Raw genomic sequence first — 17,242 nt, forward strand, 5'->3', positions numbered from 1 at the left:
GGGCGGCATTCGACTGGTCCTCAGCCATGAACCAGTTCGCGATTCTGTTTGGAGAGCGTTTTACCAACGCACGCGGGTAACTCCGCTAACCGCCTCGCACACAAAAATGCGGACAGGTTCGTGCGGGGCGGCACCTACTTTTCTTTGCCTGCCGCAAAGAAAAGTAGGCAAAAGAAAGCGGCTCACACCGCTAATTCTTAAGCGGGTCCCCCGCACAGTCGCGGTAGTGGTGCATCTGGAATCTGTCGCCTCGCACACTCCACCTTAGTGACAAGGCAGTCATACCTCCGGCGGCGCTGCGCGCGCCGATACCCGGTTCATAAAATCGCCCGCCGGATTTTCGCTTCCGCGGTTTGGTCCGCCCCCCCCCACTCGTCGTTACATCGCTGCTGGAAGCACAATCGCGATAGCGAAATCGATGTACCGACATTCATTTGAAATGGGATTGGCCAACCAGAGCGGGGGCGCCTCGCCGAGGCGAAGCCGACGGGTCCCGCTGCGCGGAGCAAACCCGCAGGTTTCCCTGGCAGACCCGTCCGCGACGCACGCAGTGCGGAGTGGGAGCTGATGAGTCCTTTGTCAACGGCGCGGAGTGTGCGAGGGGACGGATTCCAGATGCACCACTACCGCGGCTGTGCGGGGGACCCGCTTAAAAATTAGCGGTGTGAGCCGCTTTCTTTTGCCTACTTTTCTTTGCGGCAGGCAAAGAAAAGTAGGTGCCGCCCCGCACAGGGGCAACGCTAATAGACCACTAACAATTCAAGGAAAGGCCAAAAGACCAGAAGGGCAACGCCAAACACACCACGAACCCAGCAAGGCACCGCCCAAAATCCAGATCAACAACCAAACCGCCGAGCAGGCCCCACCCCTAAGTCTGCGCTTCAAACGCAGCCGCAGCCCGCCCTAACCTGTCATTAACAGCAATCCACTCAATCGTATCCGGCAACTTCTCGATCAAAATCCGCGTCACGTCCGCGCGATCCAGCGCTCTAAGCAACCCATACAACTCACGCGCATAAACATGCGGATCCTCAGGCGCAGCAATGAAATGCACTCCCTCAGCATGAGCCCACTCGCCCGCGCGAGAAACCCGCGCCACAAGAGCCACGCGTTCGTCGCCCCGACGCGCCGCAAGCAAAGCCTGCAAGGCATCAAAAGGCAACAACGCCAACGGCGTGCGCGGCGCATAGTGCGCCTTCAACGTACCCGATGCACGTGGAGCCGTCGCATCCGACCCATCCGGCAAACGGGGCGCCTCGCCGAGCACGTCGGCGATATCCTGCGGCGTGACTCGCCCAGGCCGCAACAGCGCCGGAAACCCGCGCGACAAATCGAGAATCGTCGACTCGATCCCGACCTCCGACGCACCACCGTCCAGCACGTGAATCGCACCGCCAAACTCGTCGCGCACATGTTGCGCCGTGGTCGGGCTCACATGACCAAAACGATTCGCCGACGGCGCAGCCACCCCACCATGCCCGCCACGCAACGCGCTAAACGCCTCCAGCAGAGCCTGAGCAACCGGATGCGACGGGCAACGCAAGCCCACTGAATCCTGCCCGCCGCTCACCGCCGCATTGATTCGCGCCGCCCGCTTCAGGATCAACGTGAGCGGCCCCGGCCAGAACGCGTCGATCAACCGCTGCGCCTCAGCCGGCAAATGCTCGACCCAATAGTTCGGGTCGCCCTGCGGCGCCAGATGCACGATCACCGGATGATTCGCCGGCCTGCCCTTCGCCGCGTAAATACGCGCAACCGCATCCGGATTCTCGGCGTCGCCGCCAAGTCCGTAGACCGTCTCCGTCGGGAACGCGACGAGGCCGCCCGCATCGAGCAGCGCGGCAGCGTGCTCGATCTGCGCGGCACTCACCGGCAAGACGCTCGCGGCGCCAGCTTCGACAGGTTTGCTTTGATCCGGCATAGCGTTCGCGTCAGCTCGTGACGATATGCAGGAGCCGCGCGCAATCGCGCGCCGCCGTGCGGGCTTCTTCAAGCGTCGCGGACGTGAAGTTCACGTGGCCCATCTTGCGCCCGCAACGTGCTTCTTCCTTGCCGTACAGATGTAGACGCGCCGCCGGCATCGCAGCGACTTCGTGCCACGGCGGCGTGACCGATGCGCCCTTCGGGCCGTCCGGGAACCAGACGTCGCCGAGAATGTTCAGCATCACGGCCGGCGAATGCTGGCGCGTGTCGCCCAGCGGCATACCGGTCATTGCCCGAACCTGCTGTTCGAACTGGCTGGTCGCGCACGCATCGACCGTGTAGTGGCCGGAGTTGTGCGGACGCGGCGCCATTTCGTTGGCGACGAGCGATCCGTCTTCGAGAATGAAGAACTCGACGCACAGCACGCCGACATAGCCGAGCTTGTCCGCGATTTGCAGCGCAGCCTGTTGCGCCTGCTCGACCAGCGTCGGGTTTGCATCCGGCGCGGGCACGATGGTGTGCGACAGCACGCCGTCACGATGCGTGTTCTGCGCAAGCGGATATACGACCGACGCGCCGCTCGCCGCGCGCGCGATCAGCGAGGACACTTCGAACTTCAACGGCAAGCGTTTTTCCAGCACGCACGGCACGCCCGCGAGCGACGCATGCGCCTCGCGCACTTCCTCGGCGTTGCGCACACGGATCTGGCCTTTGCCGTCGTAGCCCATCCGAGCGGTCTTGAGAATGCCGGGCAGCACCGCTTCGAGCTTCGCATCGTCAAGCGCGGCGAGCGCGTCCGACGATTCGATCACCACGTGCGGCGCCACCGTCACGCCCGACGACGCGATAAAGCGCTTCTCGGCGATCCGGTCCTGCGCCACGGCGACGCAGCGGCCGGCCGGGCTCACAAACGTGGTTTTGGCGAGGAAATCGAGACTCGTGGCCGGCACGTTTTCGAACTCAGTCGACACCGCCGCGCACAGCCGCGCGAGTTCGGTGAGCGACGCTTCGTCGTCGTAAGACGCGCGGATATGGCGGTCGGCCACGGTGCCCGCGGGACTGCTTTCGTCCGGGTCGAGCACGGCGACGCGATAGCCCATCGCCTGAGCGGCAAAGCAGAACATGCGGCCAAGCTGGCCGCCACCGACCATGCCAAGCCATGCGCCGGGCAGAATCGGTGAAACCGGTGTGTTGTCTGGATTCATCTTAGTGGTCGGTCGCGGCCGGATGCGCTGCAAAACGTGCAATAGCGGCATCCGGCCGAGGGTCAGACAGAGGGACGTCTAAAAGCAATCAGCCTTGGCGCTCACAGCGCCGGCAGCACCATGGCGTGGGCCGCTGCGTTCTGGCGCACGCGGAACGCCGCCAGCTTCTCCACATAGTCGCTGCTCGTGCCGCTCAGAATCGACACCGCGAACAGCGCCGCATTCGCCGCGCCCGCCTCGCCGATGGCAAACGTGGCAACCGGCACGCCCTTGGGCATCTGCACGATGGAGTGCAACGAATCGACACCCTTCAGATACTTGCTCGCCACCGGCACGCCGAGTACCGGCACCGTGGTCTTGGCGGCCAGCATGCCCGGCAGATGCGCTGCACCGCCCGCACCCGCGATGATCGCGCGAATGCCGCGCTCCCGTGCGCGCTCGGCGTACTCAAACATCTCGTCGGGCATGCGGTGCGCGGACACCACCTTGGCTTCGTACGGCACACCGAATTCCTGCAGGATCGCGACGGCGTTCTTCATTACTTCCCAGTCGGAACTGGAACCCATCAGCACGCCGACAACAGGCGCGTCATGCATATGGGCAGTCTGGACTTCACTCATCTTACGGCTTCCTTGTTTCTCAAGCTGTGCGGGTCGAACAGGTGCGCGTAATCAAGCGAGCTTGTGTCCGGTCAGGCGTTCGAGCGCTTCCTGATATTTCTCGCCCGTCTTCGTGACCACGTCGTCCGGCAGCTTCGGTGCGGGCGGCTCTTTCTTCCACGGTTGGGTTTCGAGCCAGTCGCGCACGAACTGCTTGTCGAACGACGGCGGGTTGGTGCCGACCTGATACTGGTCGGCCGGCCAGAAGCGCGACGAATCGGCGGTCAGTGCTTCGTCCATCAGATATAGCTGGCCGTGGTTGTCCAGACCGAATTCGAACTTCGTATCCGCGATGATGATGCCGCGCGTGGCGGCATAATCCGCAGCTTCCTTGTACAGCTTGATCGAGATGTCGCGGATCGTGGCCGACAGTTCGGTGCCGATGCGGCGCTCCATCTCGTTGTACGTGATGTTTTCGTCGTGATGGCCCATTTCGGCCTTGGCTGCCGGCGTGAAAATCGGCTCAGGCAGCTTTTGTGCGTTCTGCAGACCGGGCGGCAGTTCAACACCGCATACCGAACCGGTTGCCTGGTAGTCTTTCCAGCCGCTGCCGGCCAGATAGCCGCGCACCACCGCCTCGACGAGGATCGGCTCGAGGCGCTTCACCACCACCGCGCGGCCCTTGACCTGCTCGACCTCGTCAGCCGCCACCACGGATTCGGGCGCCACGCCCGTGAGGTGATTCGGCACCACGTGCTTGAGCTTCTCGAACCAGAAGTTCGCCATTTCGTTGAGCACGCGGCCCTTGTTCGGAATCGGCTCGCCCATGATGACGTCGAACGCCGACAGACGGTCGGTCGTGACGATCAGCAACTGGTCGTTGCCCACCGCATAGTTGTCGCGGACTTTTCCGCGGCCGAGCAGCGGCAGCGAGTGGAGCGTGGATTCGTAAAGGGTAGACATCGTCGTGGTTCGCTAAAAGTGGGGCAAAAATGGGACCGGAACAAAAGGGAAACGCCGTTCCCCGGATGATGCGGGAACGGCGATCGAACGACAACCTGGCCAATCGGCCAGGTGCAGAGCCTGTTTATAGCTTAGCGGACAACTTGCGCGAGCTCGCCCGATTTGTACTTCTCCGCGATTTTATCAAGCGAAACCGGCTTGATCTTGCCTGCCTGGCCTTCGCAGCCAAATTGGGTGAAGCGCTCGAGACAGATCTTCATCGCGGCTTCGCGCGCCGGCTTCAGGTAGTCGCGCGGATCGAACTTGCCCGGATTGGTCGCCATGTAGCGGCGGATCGCGCCGGTGATCGCCAGACGCAAGTCGGTGTCGATATTGACCTTGCGCACGCCGTGCTTGATGCCTTCCTGAATTTCTTCGACCGGCACGCCGTAGGTTTCCTTCATGTCGCCGCCGAATTCGCGGATTTCCGCGAGCAGTTCCTGCGGCACCGACGACGAACCGTGCATCACCAGGTGCGTGTTCGGAATGCGCTGATGAATTTCCTTGATGCGCTGGATCGACAGAATGTCGCCCGTGGGCTTCTTGCTGAACTTGTACGCGCCGTGCGACGTGCCGATCGCGATCGCCAGGGCGTCGCATTGCGTCTGCTTGACGAAGTCGGCAGCCTGCTCCGGGTCGGTCAGCAGTTGTTCGCGGGTCATCGTGCCTTCCGCGCCGTGGCCGTCTTCCTTGTCGCCCTTCATGGTTTCCAGCGAACCGAGCACGCCCAGTTCCGCTTCCACCGTGATGCCGATCGAATGCGCCGCTTCAACCACTTTGCGCGAGACTTCGACGTTGTATTCGTACGAGGCGACCGTCTTGCCGTCGGCTTCGAGCGAACCGTCCATCATCACGCTGGTGAACCCGCTGCGGATCGCCGCCATACAGACCGCCGGCGACTGGCCGTGATCCTGGTGCATCACGACCGGAATATGCGGATACGACTCGACGGCGGCTTCGATCAGGTGACGCAGGAACGGCTCACCCGCGTACTTACGCGCGCCGGCCGACGCCTGCATGATGACCGGGGCATTGACCTTGTCGGCCGCGGCCATGATGGCCTGCACCTGCTCCAGATTGTTCACGTTGAATGCCGGGATGCCATAGCCGTTTTCGGCGGCATGGTCCAGCAGTTGACGCATTGATACGAGAGGCATGCTGTAACTCCTTAGATTGAAACGAATTCTGTGCCGTCGGCATCTTGTATGGCGATTTTATCGCGAAGCAAGCTGCATACCCGTCACACATTCCCTAAAGCGCACTGCCTGCGGACCTTTACCGCATGCGCAATTGGAGTCTGTGCGCCGCCTCTCGCGGGGCATGACAACCTGCTTCGCTCATCAAAACTTCGTTGACCAGAGTTGGCGCTTTAGCTCCTGCTCCAGTCCCACCCAGTCCGTGCCGATCGAGCGGTACACCACGAATCAATACGGCTCGCCGACGCGCACGATCTTCAGCGTATTCGTGCCGCCTGCCTGACCCATCGGCTCGCCGACGGTCAGCACCACCATATCGCCGCGCGACGCGTAGCCCTTGCTGACCACGGTTTCCAGCGCCTGCTGCAAGGCCGTGTCGCGATCGGTGCTGGTGTCCAGATGCAGCGACGTGACATTGCGATAAATCGCCATTGCCCGCTCGCTGCCGACACGCGGCGTGAGCGCGAAAATCGGCACATGCGTCCAGTGACGCGACATCCACAGCGCGGTCGATCCCGACTCGGTCAACGCGACAATCGCCTTCGCACCGAGATGGAACGCCGTGAACAGCGCGCCCATCGCGATCGACTGGTCGATCCGCGTGAACGTGCGGTCGAGGAAATCCTTGTCCAGCTCCGACTGTTCCGACTTCTCGGCTTCGAGGCAGATCGCCGCCATCGTCTCGATGGTCTGCACCGGGTACTTGCCCGCTGCGGATTCGGCCGACAGCATTACCGCGTCGGTGCCGTCGAGCACCGCGTTGGCAACGTCCGACACTTCCGCGCGGGTCGGCACCGGCGCGTAGATCATCGATTCCATCATCTGGGTCGCGGTGATCACGAACTTGTTCGATTCACGCGCCATACGAATCATGCGCTTTTGCAGCGCGGGAACTGCGGCATTCCCCACTTCCACGGCCAGATCGCCGCGCGCCACCATGATGCCGTCCGATGCGTCGAGGATGCCTTGCAGCGCCGGAATCGCTTCCGCGCGCTCGATCTTCGCGATCATCTTCGGCTTGATGCCGTAGGGCGCGCCCGCGATGTTCGCGAGCTGACGGGCCATTTCCATGTCGGTGGCGTTCTTGGGGAACGACACCGCGACATAATCCACGCCGAGCGACATCGCCGTGCGGATGTCTTCCATATCTTTGGCCGTCAGGGCCGGTGCCGTCAGGCCACCGCCCTGGCGGTTGATACCCTTGTTGTTCGACAGATCGCCGCCGACCTTCACGGTGGTGTGGATCTCGCTGCCGAGCACGCGCACGACGTCGAGCACGATCAGACCGTCGTTCAGCAACAGCACGTCGCCCGGTTTCAGGTCGCGCGGCAGATCCTTGTAGTCGAGACCGACGCGCTCGTCGTTGCCGAGTTCGCACTCGGCGTCGAGGATGAACGAATTGCCGGGAACGAGCGTGGTCTTGCCGTTTTCGAATTTGCCGACCCGAATCTTCGGGCCTTGCAGGTCAGCCATGATGGCAACTTCACGGCCGGCCTGGCGGGCCGCCTCGCGCACGAATTCGGCGCGCTGGCGGTGGTCGTCGGCGGTGCCGTGCGAGAAATTGAGCCGCACCACGTCCAACCCTGCCCGAATCATTTGCAGCAGGATTTCCGGCGTACTGGAAGCCGGTCCGATGGTAGCGACAATCTTGGTAGCGCGATGCATGAGTCTCCTCGTCTGGATGGGATCGCTGGAATGAGCGCTGCGAGTCGGATGCGGAGGCTGCGCACCGAAGGGTGCTACGGGGGGCTGCGCGCCGGTTGAAACCAGCGTCGCTTTATGGGGTGAAGCGGTGTTCGACACCAGCACGGGGGGTGCCGGTGGGGGTACCGGTGCGACCTCTGCGTCCGGGAGTTCTGCCGCTGAGTGGGCGGATTGTCCGGTGGACAACTCCGCTGCCTCGCCGGCAGTGGTCAACTCCGCGAGCGCGAGGGGCGACCCGGATTCTTCCTGCTGGGTGGTCACCGCTGCCGGGGCGGCGGAGCGCGCTTCGCGCTCCCCTGCCGTTGCTGCTGCGGTATTGCGCGGCTTGCCGCCGCGCGCTTTTGCAGACTTCGCCGAGGGGGAGCGCGTCGCCACGTTAAGCCCGCGATTCCAGAACAGCGACCGCCGGCAGCGTCTTGCCCTCGAGGAACTCGAGGAAGGCGCCGCCGCCCGTCGAGATATAGCTGACCTTGTCGTGAATGCCGTACTTGGCAATCGCCGCCAGCGTATCGCCGCCGCCGGCAATCGAGAACGCCGACGATTTGGCGATGGCGTCAGCCAGGGTCCTCGTGCCGTTGCCGAACTGGTCGAATTCGAACACACCGACCGGGCCGTTCCACACAATCGTGCCGGCTTTTTCCAGTTGTGCGGCGAGCACTTTGGCGGTTTCCGGTCCGATGTCGAGGATCAGGTCGTCGTCCTGCACGTCGGCGACGGCCTTCACTTCGGCCTTGGCGGTCGGCGAGAATTCTTTCGCGGTGACCACGTCGGTCGGAATCGGCACCGAGGCGCCGCGGGCTTTCGCCGCGTCGATGATGGCTTTGGCTTCGTTGACCAGATCGGCTTCGGCGAGCGACTTGCCGATCTTCAGGCCGGCCGCCAGCATGAACGTATTGGCGATGCCGCCGCCGACGATCAACTGATCGACCTTGTCGGCGAGCGACTTCAGAATGGTCAGCTTGGTGGACACCTTCGAGCCGGCGACGATCGCCACCAGCGGACGCTTCGGCGCGCCCAGCGCCTTGCCGAGCGCTTCGAGCTCAGCGGCCAGCAGCGGGCCGGCACAGGCGACCGGCGCGTACTTCGCAATTCCGTGCGTGGTGGCTTCGGCGCGGTGCGCAGTGCCGAATGCATCGTTCACGTAGATGTCGCAAAGCTTCGCCATTTTCTGCGCGAGCTCGTCGGAATCCTTCTTTTCGCCCTTGTTGACGCGGCAGTTTTCCAGCAACACGACCTGACCCGGCGCCACGTTCACGCCGTTTTCGACCCAGTTCGCAACCAGCGGCACGTCACGGCCGAGCAACTCGGCGAGACGCTTCGCGACCGGCGCGAGCGAGTCTTCCGGCTTGAAGTCGCCTTCGGTCGGACGGCCCAGGTGCGACGTGACCATGACAGCGGCGCCAGCGTCCAGCGCGGCCTTGATCGCCGGCACGGAGGCGCGGATGCGGGTGTCTTCGGTGATGTTGCCTTGATCGTCCTGCGGCACGTTCAGATCGGCGCGGATGAACACGCGTTTGCCGGATAGCTTGCCTTCGGCGATCAGATCGGAGAGACGCAATACCTTGTTCATGGGCGTGTATGTGCGAGTTGATGAGAAGGCGGTGGTGGATGACGCGCCAGCAACCTGGCGCGGCAAACACCAGCGCTTCGGCACGGCAGCGGCTCCACTGAATCGGGTGCCGGCGACAAGGCCGCGGCTGTCGCGCCATGCAGCGGCGCGGTTATCCCGGAAACGAGCATTTTAACTGATCCCCACTGCCTTCTGACCCGCGACGAGGCGAATGTCCCGTATTTGGAGGATGCGCCGCGCATGCCGCAACGCAGCATTTCCGCTCCGGTCAATTACACAAAGAGGCGCAAGAGCGTGAATACAACCATTCCCACGACAATCGTACCGAGCATGGTGCGCCGCCACAAAAACCACACGAGACCGGACAGCGTCGCGTAAAACTCATGGTTCGACGGCGCGAACGAGAGCCCCTCCGGCGTCGCCAGCACATCGGGCAACACCACGGCGGCGAGCGCCGCGGCCGGCGCATAGCGCAGCATCCGCTGCACACGCTCCGGCAACACCGTGCGCTCGCCGCCGATTAGAAACATGGCGCGTGTCACGGCGGTGACGAAAGTCATGCCGATAATGGCCAGCCAGATCTGCGTGGATGTCATGGGGAATCTCCGGCGCTGTTACGGATGCGGCGCAAGTCGGCACGCTCGACCATCAGGTCGGCGGCACTGCCCGCGATAATCGCCGCGATCACGGCCAGCGGCAGCGCGAGCCGGTACGGCAGGTCGAAAGCGAGCAGCGAAACGAGGCCGGCGATGCTGACGGCGACCAGCGTGGAACGGTTGGCGATCGCCGACACCATGATGGGCAGCAGCGCCAGCGTGCCCGCGAGCGCGAGGCCCCAGTTGTCCGGAATCAGGCTCGCCAGCAGGATGCCGACGATCGACGAGACCTGCCACGACAGCCAGCTGCACGCCGCCATGCCCCAGAAGTACGCCTCCTTGCCCGGTACATAACCCGTCTGAAAGCTCTTCTTCTGGAACAGCAGATAGATCACGTCGCCGTTGAAGTAGCCCAGCACGATGCGCCGCCACATCGGCAGATACGAGAAATGCGGCGCGAGCCCGGCGCTGAAGATCACGAAACGCGTATTGACCATGGCGGCGGTCAGCAATACCGTCCACATTGGCAGCTTGGCGGCCAGCAACGGCAACACGGCCAATTGCGAGGAACCGGCGTAGCACAGCAGCGACATGGTGAGCGCCTGCGGCACGGTGAGCACGGACTTGCTCATCGCAATGCCAGTCACGAGGCCCCAGGAGAATATCGCCATGAGCGTGGGCGAATAGTCGCGCGCGCCCTGACGGAAGGCGCGGCGATCGATATCTGACAGGCGAGCGAGCATGAAGGCGAAGCGCGGGCGCGAGGCAGCGCCGCAACGAAGGGAAGTCGGCGCCAGGTCGTCAAGCACCCGCTGGCGCATCCGGATTTGAATTATGCGTGCGCCGAATTATAGCGCCCGACGTGCGGCCAAATGCCCGTTTCGTGTGCAAAAGAAGCTAAAATGACGCTCTTTCACCGCACCCGCTGGAGAATCTTATGTCAATGGCCGACCGCGACGGCAAGATCTGGATGGATGGCAAGCTCATCGACTGGCGCGACGCCAAGATCCACGTGCTGACCCACACGCTGCATTACGGCATGGGCGTTTTCGAAGGCGTCCGCGCCTACAAGACGGCAGACGGAGGCACGGCGATTTTCCGCCTCCAGGAACACACCAAGCGCCTGCTGAACTCGGCCAAGATCTTCCAGATGGACGTGCCGTTCGACCATGAAACGCTGGCAGCCGCGCAGCGCGAAGTGGTCCGCGAAAACAAGCTGGAATCCTGCTACCTGCGCCCGATCATCTGGGTCGGCTCGGAAAAGCTCGGCGTGTCGGCCAAGGGCAACACGATCCACGTGGCGATCGCCGCCTGGCCGTGGGGCGCTTACCTCGGTGAAGACGGGATCGCCAAGGGCATCCGCGTGAAGACCTCGTCGTTCACGCGCCATCACGTGAATGTGTCCATGGTCCGCGCCAAGGCGTCGGGCTGGTACGTGAACTCGATCCTCGCCAACCAGGAAGCGATTGCCGACGGTTACGACGAAGCGCTGCTGCTGGACGTGGACGGCTACGTGTCGGAAGGCTCCGGCGAGAACTTCTTCCTCGTGAACAACGGCAAGCTGTACACGCCGGATCTGTCGTCGTGCCTCGACGGCATCACGCGCGACACGGTCATCACGCTGGCGCGCGACGCGGGCATCCAGGTGATCGAAAAGCGCATCACGCGCGACGAGGTCTACACCTGCGACGAAGCGTTCTTCACTGGCACAGCCGCCGAAGTCACGCCGATCCGCGAACTCGACAACCGCACGATCGGTTCGGGTGCACGCGGCCCGATCACGGAGAAGCTGCAAGCGGGCTTCTTCGATATCGTGAACGGCAAGAGCGACAAGTACGCGCACTGGCTGACCAAGATCTAACGCGCGCTGCGCCGGCCCTTTGGCCCCGGGCCTTTTTGCCGGCGCAACGTACGCACCCTGCATACAACGAGAAAGTCCTCATGAGCGAAATCAAGGAAATGCCGCTGGTCGAACTGTCGGCAAAAGACCTGCCGGCGTATTGCCCGAATCCCGCGATGCCGCGCTGGAGCGCGCATCCGCGTGTCTTTATCGACGTCACGCACGGCGAAGCCAAATGCCCGTATTGCAGCACGCGCTACAAGCTGCGCGACGGCGAAGTGGTCAAGGGTCACTAAACCCGAGCACTGGGCCAGACCACTGAGCGCGACACGCTTGCCGCCGCTGCGGCGCGTCCGGCTTTGCCGGGCTCGCGCCCCGCGGCGCGCGGCTTATTCCCATTTACCCCTCCGAACGCCACGCGCATGACGCGCGCGGCGCTTCGTTTCGACACCGGACACTCACTCTGATGCGTCGCGCGTTGGTTATCGCACCGAACTGGATCGGTGACGCATTGATGGCGCAGCCGCTGTTTGCGCGCCTCGTGAAATTGCATCCGCGCATCGTGATCGACGCAGTCGCGCCCACGTGGGTCGCGCCCGTACTCGAACGGATGCCCGAGATCCGCGACGTCTACGCAACCGACCTCGCGCACGGCAAGCTGCAAATGCTGCGCCGCTGGCAACTGGCGAGCGATTTGCGCGATGTCGGCTACGACGCGGCCTATGTCCTGCCGAATTCGCTCAAATCGGCGCTGATTCCCTGGATGGCTGGCATTCCGCTGCGCATCGGCTACACCGGCGAAAGCCGCTACGGCTTGCTGAACGTGCGCCACGCGAATCCGCGCAAGGACGAGCGCCCGCCCATGGTCGGCCACTACGCCGCCCTCGCCTACGCGCCAGGCGCCAAGATCCCCGACGACTTGCCCATGCCGCGGCTCGACGCGGACCTGAACGAAGCGTCGCGGGTTTCGGCGCGCTTCAATCTGGATACGCGCGTGCCGCTGCTGGTGTTCTGTCCGGGCGCCGAGTACGGTCCGGCCAAGCGCTGGCCGCCCGAGCATTTCGCGGCGCTCGCGCAGATCGTCGGCCAGTCGTTCCCGTACACGCAGATCATCGCGCTCGGCTCGCCCAAAGACGCGCCGCTGGCCCAGGCCATCGCCGACAAAGCGCCGAACGTGCGTAACCTGTGCGGCCAGACCGCGCTGGGCGAGGCTTGCGCACTGATTTCGCGGGCCAGCGCCGTCGTCACCAACGATTCCGGTCTGATGCACGTGGCCGCCGCGCTGCGCCGGCCGCTGGTGGCCGTGTACGGTTCGACCGATCCGCGCCACACGCCGCCCTTGTCCGAGCTTGCGAAGGTACAATGGCTCCATCTCGAATGCAGCCCCTGTTTCCAGCGCGAATGCCCGCTTGGGCATCTGAACTGCCTTAAGCAGTTGAGCGCGGAGCAGGTATTCGGCGATTTGCGCGGCATGTTGCTTGCGCAACGCTGAACCAGACTGATTCGGCTGATACTTGCACGCAACACCGCACGCCCCCGAGCGCGTTGCGTCATGTTCGCGCCTTGCGGCGCGGGCATTCTCGCGCTTGGGTGCGATTGTCCGGTGCTCCGGACTGTCCCGCTGACCGCTGCCCCGCAACCGCGCGCCGCGCACAAGAGACTGACGAGCCATGCCACGTTTTGCCCATATCTTCGAAGCCGCCGCCGACACGCTGAACGCCTATTACCAGGCCGTCGCGGAGATGAACATCGACAGTTTGATGGGCCTGTGGATCGACGAGGAGTTCGTGAGCTGCATTTGCGCCGACGGCTCGCATCTGCACGGCATCGACAGCATTCGGGCCGGCTTGCAAATCCAGCTCGAAGCCGCGCCCGTGGCAATTGAACCGCTCGATATTCGCGTCTACGACAGCCTCGGCACCGTCGTCTACGCCATTGCCGAGGCGCATCGCCCGGCCGATCCGAAAGCGGCGCCCACCATGGTGTTCACCACTTACGTGATGGTCCATGAGCGCGGCGAATGGCGAATTGCGCACATTCACGCGAGCCCGATGCCGAATGAGGCCGCCAGTCAGTTCGCCACCAAGATGCGACATGGCCAGGGGTCGCTGCACTGACGCCCGGCGGGCATTTTTTCGCCTGTTTCACCGGTTTCACCTTTTGGCTTCGACGCTGGCATGAGTACGCCTCGCAGAAAGTCCCTCACGGGGACAACACACGATCAATCCACCGCTAACGGCGCAGCGCGCGCCGTAGCCGCCGTCGAGCGCGGCATCGAGGGCACTGTCGATCTGCTCTACCGCGCGCCGCTCTGGCTGCCGAACCGGCATGTGCAGACCATTATCCCGTCGCTGTTCGGGCGGCGTCCGGCGATCGCGTTCCGGCGCGAACGCTGGGATACGCCGGATGGCGATTTCATCGACCTCGATTGGGTCGTGCATGACGGCCAACCGGCCTCTGCGCTAAGCCCTCCCTCCGTGCCTCGCGCACCGGCAGACGACGCGCCGCTACTCGTGCTATTTCACGGCCTGGAAGGCAGTTCCGCCTCGCACTACGCCGCCACCTTGATGGCGGCCGCGCGCGAGTACGGCTGGCACGGCGTCGTGCCGCACTTTCGCAGTTGCAGTGGATCGCTGAACCTGTTGCCGCGCTTCTATCATCTTGCCGACAGCAACGAAGTCGACTGGATCCTGCGCCGTCTGCGCGGCACGCATCGCGGGCCGATCGTGGCGGCGGGCGTGTCGCTCGGCGGCAATGTGCTGCTGCGCTGGCTCGGCGAACGGCGCGAAGATGCGGTGCCGGTGCTCTCGGCCGCCGCGGCAATTTCAACGCCGATCGACGTGCACGCGGGCGGCCGCGCGTTGTCGCAGGGCTTCAATATGGTCTACACGCGCAGTTTTTTGAAGACACTGAAGCAGAAAGCCGAGCAGAAACTGCTGCAGTTTCCGGGGTTGTTCGACCGCGATGCGATGCTGGCAAGCCGCACGATGTACGACTTCGACAACGTGGTGACGGCGCCGCTGCACGGCTTTCGCGATACCAACCACTACTGGAGCACCGCGACCACGCGGCCGCTGCTACACGGCATCGCCGTGCCAACCCTGGTGCTGAACGCGCGCAACGACCCGTTCCTGCCGGCCGAAGCGTTGCCGGCGCAGCATGAGGTATCGGCATCGGTGGAACTCGATCAACCCCGGCATGGCGGCCACGCCGGCTTTATGACCGGGCCGTTCCCGGGCCGCATCGACTGGTTGTCGCGGCGCGTGCTCGGTTATCTGGAGCGCTACGTCGATCATGGATGACATCGTCAAGCAGGCCTTGGCCAAATGGCCCAATGTGCCGAGTTGCACCGGCTGGCTGATGCTGGACCGGCGCGGCAACTGGCGCATGCGGGATGAAGCTGCGCAGGCCAGCGGTGCGCCCGGCACGCCGATCCGGCATGAAGCCTTGCTCGGATTTATCAACCGGAATTACGCCGCCGATGAACACGGACAGTGGTTTTTTCAGAATGGTCCGCAACGGGTCTATGTCGAGCTGGGTTACACGCCGTGGGTGGTGAGGTTGTCAGCCGATGCCGCCGGGCAGCTTTCCCTGACCGACCAGGCCGGTGGGACTTTCGAGCCAACGGCCGTATTTGTCGACGATGAAGGCGGGATTCTGTTCGTCGATGGCTCGACGCCGCCGAGGGTCGCGGTTTTGCACGATCACGATCTCGAGGTTTTCTCCGATCACGCAAGCCTGGGCGATGACTCGATGAGCGGCGTGTTTCGCTGGAACCACGGCATCAAGTTACCTTTGCAGAGCGTGCAGCGAAACGAGGTAGCCGCGCGATTCGGGTTTGTCGAGAGTCCGGCAGCAAACGCCTAGCTTTTCTCGTCAAGCCGCTCCTCTTTATAGCGGCTCTCCATCTCATGTAACCGGGCATCGACGGTCGCGAGATCGTAGTAGCCGATGTCCTTCATATCCCGCGCTTCCTTCAGTTGCCGGATGGCCGACGGCCAGGCCCCTTCGAGGGCGAACTTCTCGGCCAGCGCCCGACGCCGCGTCAACGTATCGCCAGTGCCGGCACTGGCCTGGGCGAGATACAACCACCAGGCCGGCTGATCGGGTTGCGCGCGCGTTTCCTTCAAAGCCAGCGCCTGCGCGTCAGCAAATCGCTTCAAGGTCAGCAAGGTCTGGATATGCATGTCGATTGCGGCGTTCGACTGCGGCCAGCGCCGTTGCGCAAACTCGGCAAGACGCGCTGCCTCGTCGTCACGCCCGGCGCGGCGTGCGAGATCGGCCGCGAGCACGTCGAGACTCGGCGAACTGCGCATGAGCTCACCTTCACCGCCCTCGCCACGCTCACCGCGCTCACCGGTGGCAAACGCCGAGCGCGATGCAGCCAGCGACGCCGCCGCGTCGTCGTAACGTTCGAGCAGCATTTGCCCAAAGGCAATCCCGTACCAGTTCGCGGCGACGTTCACCGCGGTACGGTCCTCGATCTCGGAGCGCAGGCGCGAAATCTCATCGGCGTATTCACTGCGCGAGCGGTCCTGCAGCAGGCGCGCCCGCGCCCGCACAAAACCATATTCAGGCGTTTGATGCGGCTGCCGGTATGGCGCGCGACGCGCACGATCCTCCATGTCGGCAATCCGTTCGCCCGTCAGCGGATGAGTGCGCGCGTAGGCCGGGATGCCCGTGTCGCTCATGGCCGCGCGATCGAGACGGCCGAAAAACGTCGTCATCGCGTAGGGATCGTAACCGGCGCCGGCCAGCAGCAGAAAACCGACGCGGTCCGCTTCATGCTCGGCGGAGCGCGAGAAGCGCAACTGGTTGTCGACCGCATAGGCCTGGCCGCCGATCGCAATTGCGCTGCCCAGGTCGCCGCTGTGTGCGAGTACGCCCGCCACAATGCCGAATAGCAGGCCGGCAAGTGCCGCATAGGAACTGCGTTCGCCGGTGGTGATCATCCGCGAAATATGTCGCTGCAAAACGTGCCCCATCTCGTGGCCGAGCACGGAGGCGAGTTCGGACTCGGTTTGCGTCGTCACGATCAGACCGGTGTTCACACCGATGAACCCACCCGGCAGCGAGAAGGCATTGATCTGCGGGTCGCGGATCGCGAACAGATCGAAGTCCGGCCGGTAGCCGCCGATGTACAGCGCGCTCGCCGCCGCGGAAAGTTTTGCTGCGACCGAGTTCAGATAGTCGCGCACCAGCCAGTCGTCGAGATAGTCGGGGTCGCGGCGCACCTCGCGCATCACGCGCTCGCCGAGCTTGCGCTCGGCTTGTGGCGTCAATGAGCCGGAGCCGCCGTTGCCGAGGTCGGGCAACTGCTGCGTGACGATCGGCGCGCGCCAGCCTGTGGCCGCACCGCTATTGCCGGAGAAGCGGCTCTGCGCGCCGCCATACACGCCAAAGACGCCCTGAGCGATGTCGGGCGGCACGATCGGGTCGGCGAAAGTCTCGACCGGACCGCTTACCAACGGCGGTTCCGCGGACTGCGTGCTGAGCGCGAGGCTCGTATCCGAAGCGGTGCGCGATTGCGCGAACGCGCCCGGCGGAGCCGCAAGCGCGACGGACAACAACACAGCGAGAAACGATTTCGAACGCATCGCGAAGTCG

16 protein-coding genes are annotated in these 17,242 nt (G+C 63.8%); 6 read left to right on the forward strand and 10 right to left on the reverse strand.

The features are described 5' to 3' along the window. Positions 1 to 868: 868 nt before the first annotated feature. The 9 genes from AC57B6_RS29180 to AC57B6_RS29220 all read right to left on the reverse strand — a co-directional run bounded on the left by AC57B6_RS29180 (position 869) and on the right by AC57B6_RS29220 (position 10,538). A complete protein-coding gene (locus AC57B6_RS29180) occupies positions 869 to 1,921 on the reverse strand; it encodes an L-threonylcarbamoyladenylate synthase (RefSeq protein WP_496422678.1) in 1,053 nt (350 codons plus the stop codon). A 10-nt stretch (positions 1,922 to 1,931) separates the two neighbouring features. Continuing rightward, on the reverse strand, positions 1,932 to 3,128 hold the full coding sequence (locus AC57B6_RS29185) for a 5-(carboxyamino)imidazole ribonucleotide synthase (protein WP_144193296.1): 1,197 nt from the start codon (positions 3,126 to 3,128) through the stop codon (positions 1,932 to 1,934). A 101-nt stretch (positions 3,129 to 3,229) separates the two neighbouring features. Beyond that, on the reverse strand, positions 3,230 to 3,748 hold the full coding sequence (gene purE / locus AC57B6_RS29190) for a 5-(carboxyamino)imidazole ribonucleotide mutase (RefSeq protein ID WP_178369279.1): 519 nt from the start codon (positions 3,746 to 3,748) through the stop codon (positions 3,230 to 3,232). 51 nt (positions 3,749 to 3,799) lie between these two features. Next, a complete protein-coding gene (locus AC57B6_RS29195; protein WP_028196245.1) occupies positions 3,800 to 4,690 on the reverse strand; it encodes a phosphoribosylaminoimidazolesuccinocarboxamide synthase in 891 nt (296 codons plus the stop codon). Positions 4,691 to 4,821: 131 nt separating this feature from the next. Then, positions 4,822 to 5,886, reverse strand: a complete 1,065-nt coding sequence (gene fba, locus AC57B6_RS29200) for a class II fructose-bisphosphate aldolase (RefSeq protein WP_028196246.1) — start codon at positions 5,884 to 5,886, stop codon at positions 4,822 to 4,824. 267 nt (positions 5,887 to 6,153) lie between these two features. After that, on the reverse strand, positions 6,154 to 7,590 hold the full coding sequence (gene pyk, locus AC57B6_RS29205) for a pyruvate kinase (RefSeq protein WP_028196247.1): 1,437 nt from the start codon (positions 7,588 to 7,590) through the stop codon (positions 6,154 to 6,156). A gap of 415 nt (positions 7,591 to 8,005) precedes the next feature. Further along, positions 8,006 to 9,199, reverse strand: coding sequence for a phosphoglycerate kinase (locus AC57B6_RS29210; RefSeq protein ID WP_028196248.1), 1,194 nt, complete (start codon positions 9,197 to 9,199; stop codon positions 8,006 to 8,008). Positions 9,200 to 9,471: 272 nt separating this feature from the next. Further along, a complete protein-coding gene (locus AC57B6_RS29215; RefSeq protein WP_028196249.1) occupies positions 9,472 to 9,795 on the reverse strand; it encodes an AzlD domain-containing protein in 324 nt (107 codons plus the stop codon). Beyond that, entirely contained in the window at positions 9,792 to 10,538 is a 747-nt protein-coding gene (locus AC57B6_RS29220) for an AzlC family ABC transporter permease (protein ID WP_046570126.1), read from the reverse strand. The genes AC57B6_RS29215 and AC57B6_RS29220 overlap by 4 nt, the downstream gene beginning before the upstream one ends. Positions 10,539 to 10,732: 194 nt before the next feature. On the opposite strand from AC57B6_RS29220, the gene AC57B6_RS29225 reads away from it, so the two are divergent. From AC57B6_RS29225 to AC57B6_RS29250, 6 genes are all read left to right on the forward strand, one after another. Next, positions 10,733 to 11,656, forward strand: a complete 924-nt coding sequence (locus AC57B6_RS29225) for a branched-chain amino acid transaminase (RefSeq protein ID WP_028196251.1) — start codon at positions 10,733 to 10,735, stop codon at positions 11,654 to 11,656. An 80-nt stretch (positions 11,657 to 11,736) separates the two neighbouring features. Next, entirely contained in the window at positions 11,737 to 11,931 is a 195-nt protein-coding gene (locus AC57B6_RS29230) for a zinc-finger domain-containing protein (protein WP_007180502.1), read from the forward strand. Between the two features lie 170 nt (positions 11,932 to 12,101). After that, entirely contained in the window at positions 12,102 to 13,127 is a 1,026-nt protein-coding gene (gene waaF, locus AC57B6_RS29235; RefSeq protein WP_028196252.1) for a lipopolysaccharide heptosyltransferase II, read from the forward strand. A gap of 178 nt (positions 13,128 to 13,305) precedes the next feature. After that, on the forward strand, positions 13,306 to 13,752 hold the full coding sequence (locus AC57B6_RS29240; protein ID WP_106354229.1) for a nuclear transport factor 2 family protein: 447 nt from the start codon (positions 13,306 to 13,308) through the stop codon (positions 13,750 to 13,752). Positions 13,753 to 13,812: 60 nt separating this feature from the next. Beyond that, complete coding sequence (locus AC57B6_RS29245; protein ID WP_216750069.1) at positions 13,813 to 14,937, forward strand: YheT family hydrolase; 1,125 nt, start codon at positions 13,813 to 13,815, stop codon at positions 14,935 to 14,937. Continuing rightward, entirely contained in the window at positions 14,930 to 15,502 is a 573-nt protein-coding gene (locus AC57B6_RS29250; protein WP_106354224.1) for a DUF2946 family protein, read from the forward strand. Before AC57B6_RS29245 ends, AC57B6_RS29250 begins: the two co-directional genes overlap by 8 nt. Here the strand turns inward: AC57B6_RS29250 and AC57B6_RS29255 are convergent. Next, positions 15,499 to 17,232 (reverse strand): M48 family metalloprotease, encoded by a 1,734-nt coding sequence (locus tag AC57B6_RS29255; RefSeq protein WP_496422679.1) that lies wholly within the window; start codon positions 17,230 to 17,232, stop codon positions 15,499 to 15,501. The two genes, AC57B6_RS29250 and AC57B6_RS29255, sit on opposite strands and share 4 nt — an antisense overlap. Positions 17,233 to 17,242: the final 10 nt, after the last annotated feature.

The organism is Paraburkholderia sp. BGA-UO-ETr-F12, assembly GCF_059567945.1.

Excerpts from the sequence above, each read along its gene's own strand:
- purE (WP_178369279.1), bottom strand. The coding sequence starts at position 3,748 with ATGAGTGAAGTCCAGACTGCCCATATGCATGACGCGCCTGTTGTCGGC.
- pyk (WP_028196247.1), bottom strand. The coding sequence starts at position 7,590 with ATGCATCGCGCTACCAAGATTGTCGCTACCATCGGACCGGCTTCCAGT.
- AC57B6_RS29220 (WP_046570126.1), bottom strand. The coding sequence starts at position 10,538 with ATGCTCGCTCGCCTGTCAGATATCGATCGCCGCGCCTTCCGTCAGGGC.
- AC57B6_RS29250 (WP_106354224.1), top strand. The coding sequence starts at position 14,930 with ATGGATGACATCGTCAAGCAGGCCTTGGCCAAATGGCCCAATGTGCCG.
- AC57B6_RS29180 (WP_496422678.1), bottom strand. The coding sequence starts at position 1,921 with ATGCCGGATCAAAGCAAACCTGTCGAAGCTGGCGCCGCGAGCGTCTTG.
- AC57B6_RS29245 (WP_216750069.1), top strand. The coding sequence starts at position 13,813 with ATGAGTACGCCTCGCAGAAAGTCCCTCACGGGGACAACACACGATCAA.
- AC57B6_RS29195 (WP_028196245.1), bottom strand. The coding sequence starts at position 4,690 with ATGTCTACCCTTTACGAATCCACGCTCCACTCGCTGCCGCTGCTCGGC.
- AC57B6_RS29185 (WP_144193296.1), bottom strand. The coding sequence starts at position 3,128 with ATGAATCCAGACAACACACCGGTTTCACCGATTCTGCCCGGCGCATGG.
- AC57B6_RS29215 (WP_028196249.1), bottom strand. The coding sequence starts at position 9,795 with ATGACATCCACGCAGATCTGGCTGGCCATTATCGGCATGACTTTCGTC.
- waaF (WP_028196252.1), top strand. The coding sequence starts at position 12,102 with ATGCGTCGCGCGTTGGTTATCGCACCGAACTGGATCGGTGACGCATTG.
- AC57B6_RS29240 (WP_106354229.1), top strand. The coding sequence starts at position 13,306 with ATGCCACGTTTTGCCCATATCTTCGAAGCCGCCGCCGACACGCTGAAC.
- fba (WP_028196246.1), bottom strand. The coding sequence starts at position 5,886 with ATGCCTCTCGTATCAATGCGTCAACTGCTGGACCATGCCGCCGAAAAC.
- AC57B6_RS29255 (WP_496422679.1), bottom strand. The coding sequence starts at position 17,232 with ATGCGTTCGAAATCGTTTCTCGCTGTGTTGTTGTCCGTCGCGCTTGCG.
- AC57B6_RS29225 (WP_028196251.1), top strand. The coding sequence starts at position 10,733 with ATGTCAATGGCCGACCGCGACGGCAAGATCTGGATGGATGGCAAGCTC.
- AC57B6_RS29230 (WP_007180502.1), top strand. The coding sequence starts at position 11,737 with ATGAGCGAAATCAAGGAAATGCCGCTGGTCGAACTGTCGGCAAAAGAC.
- AC57B6_RS29210 (WP_028196248.1), bottom strand. The coding sequence starts at position 9,199 with ATGAACAAGGTATTGCGTCTCTCCGATCTGATCGCCGAAGGCAAGCTA.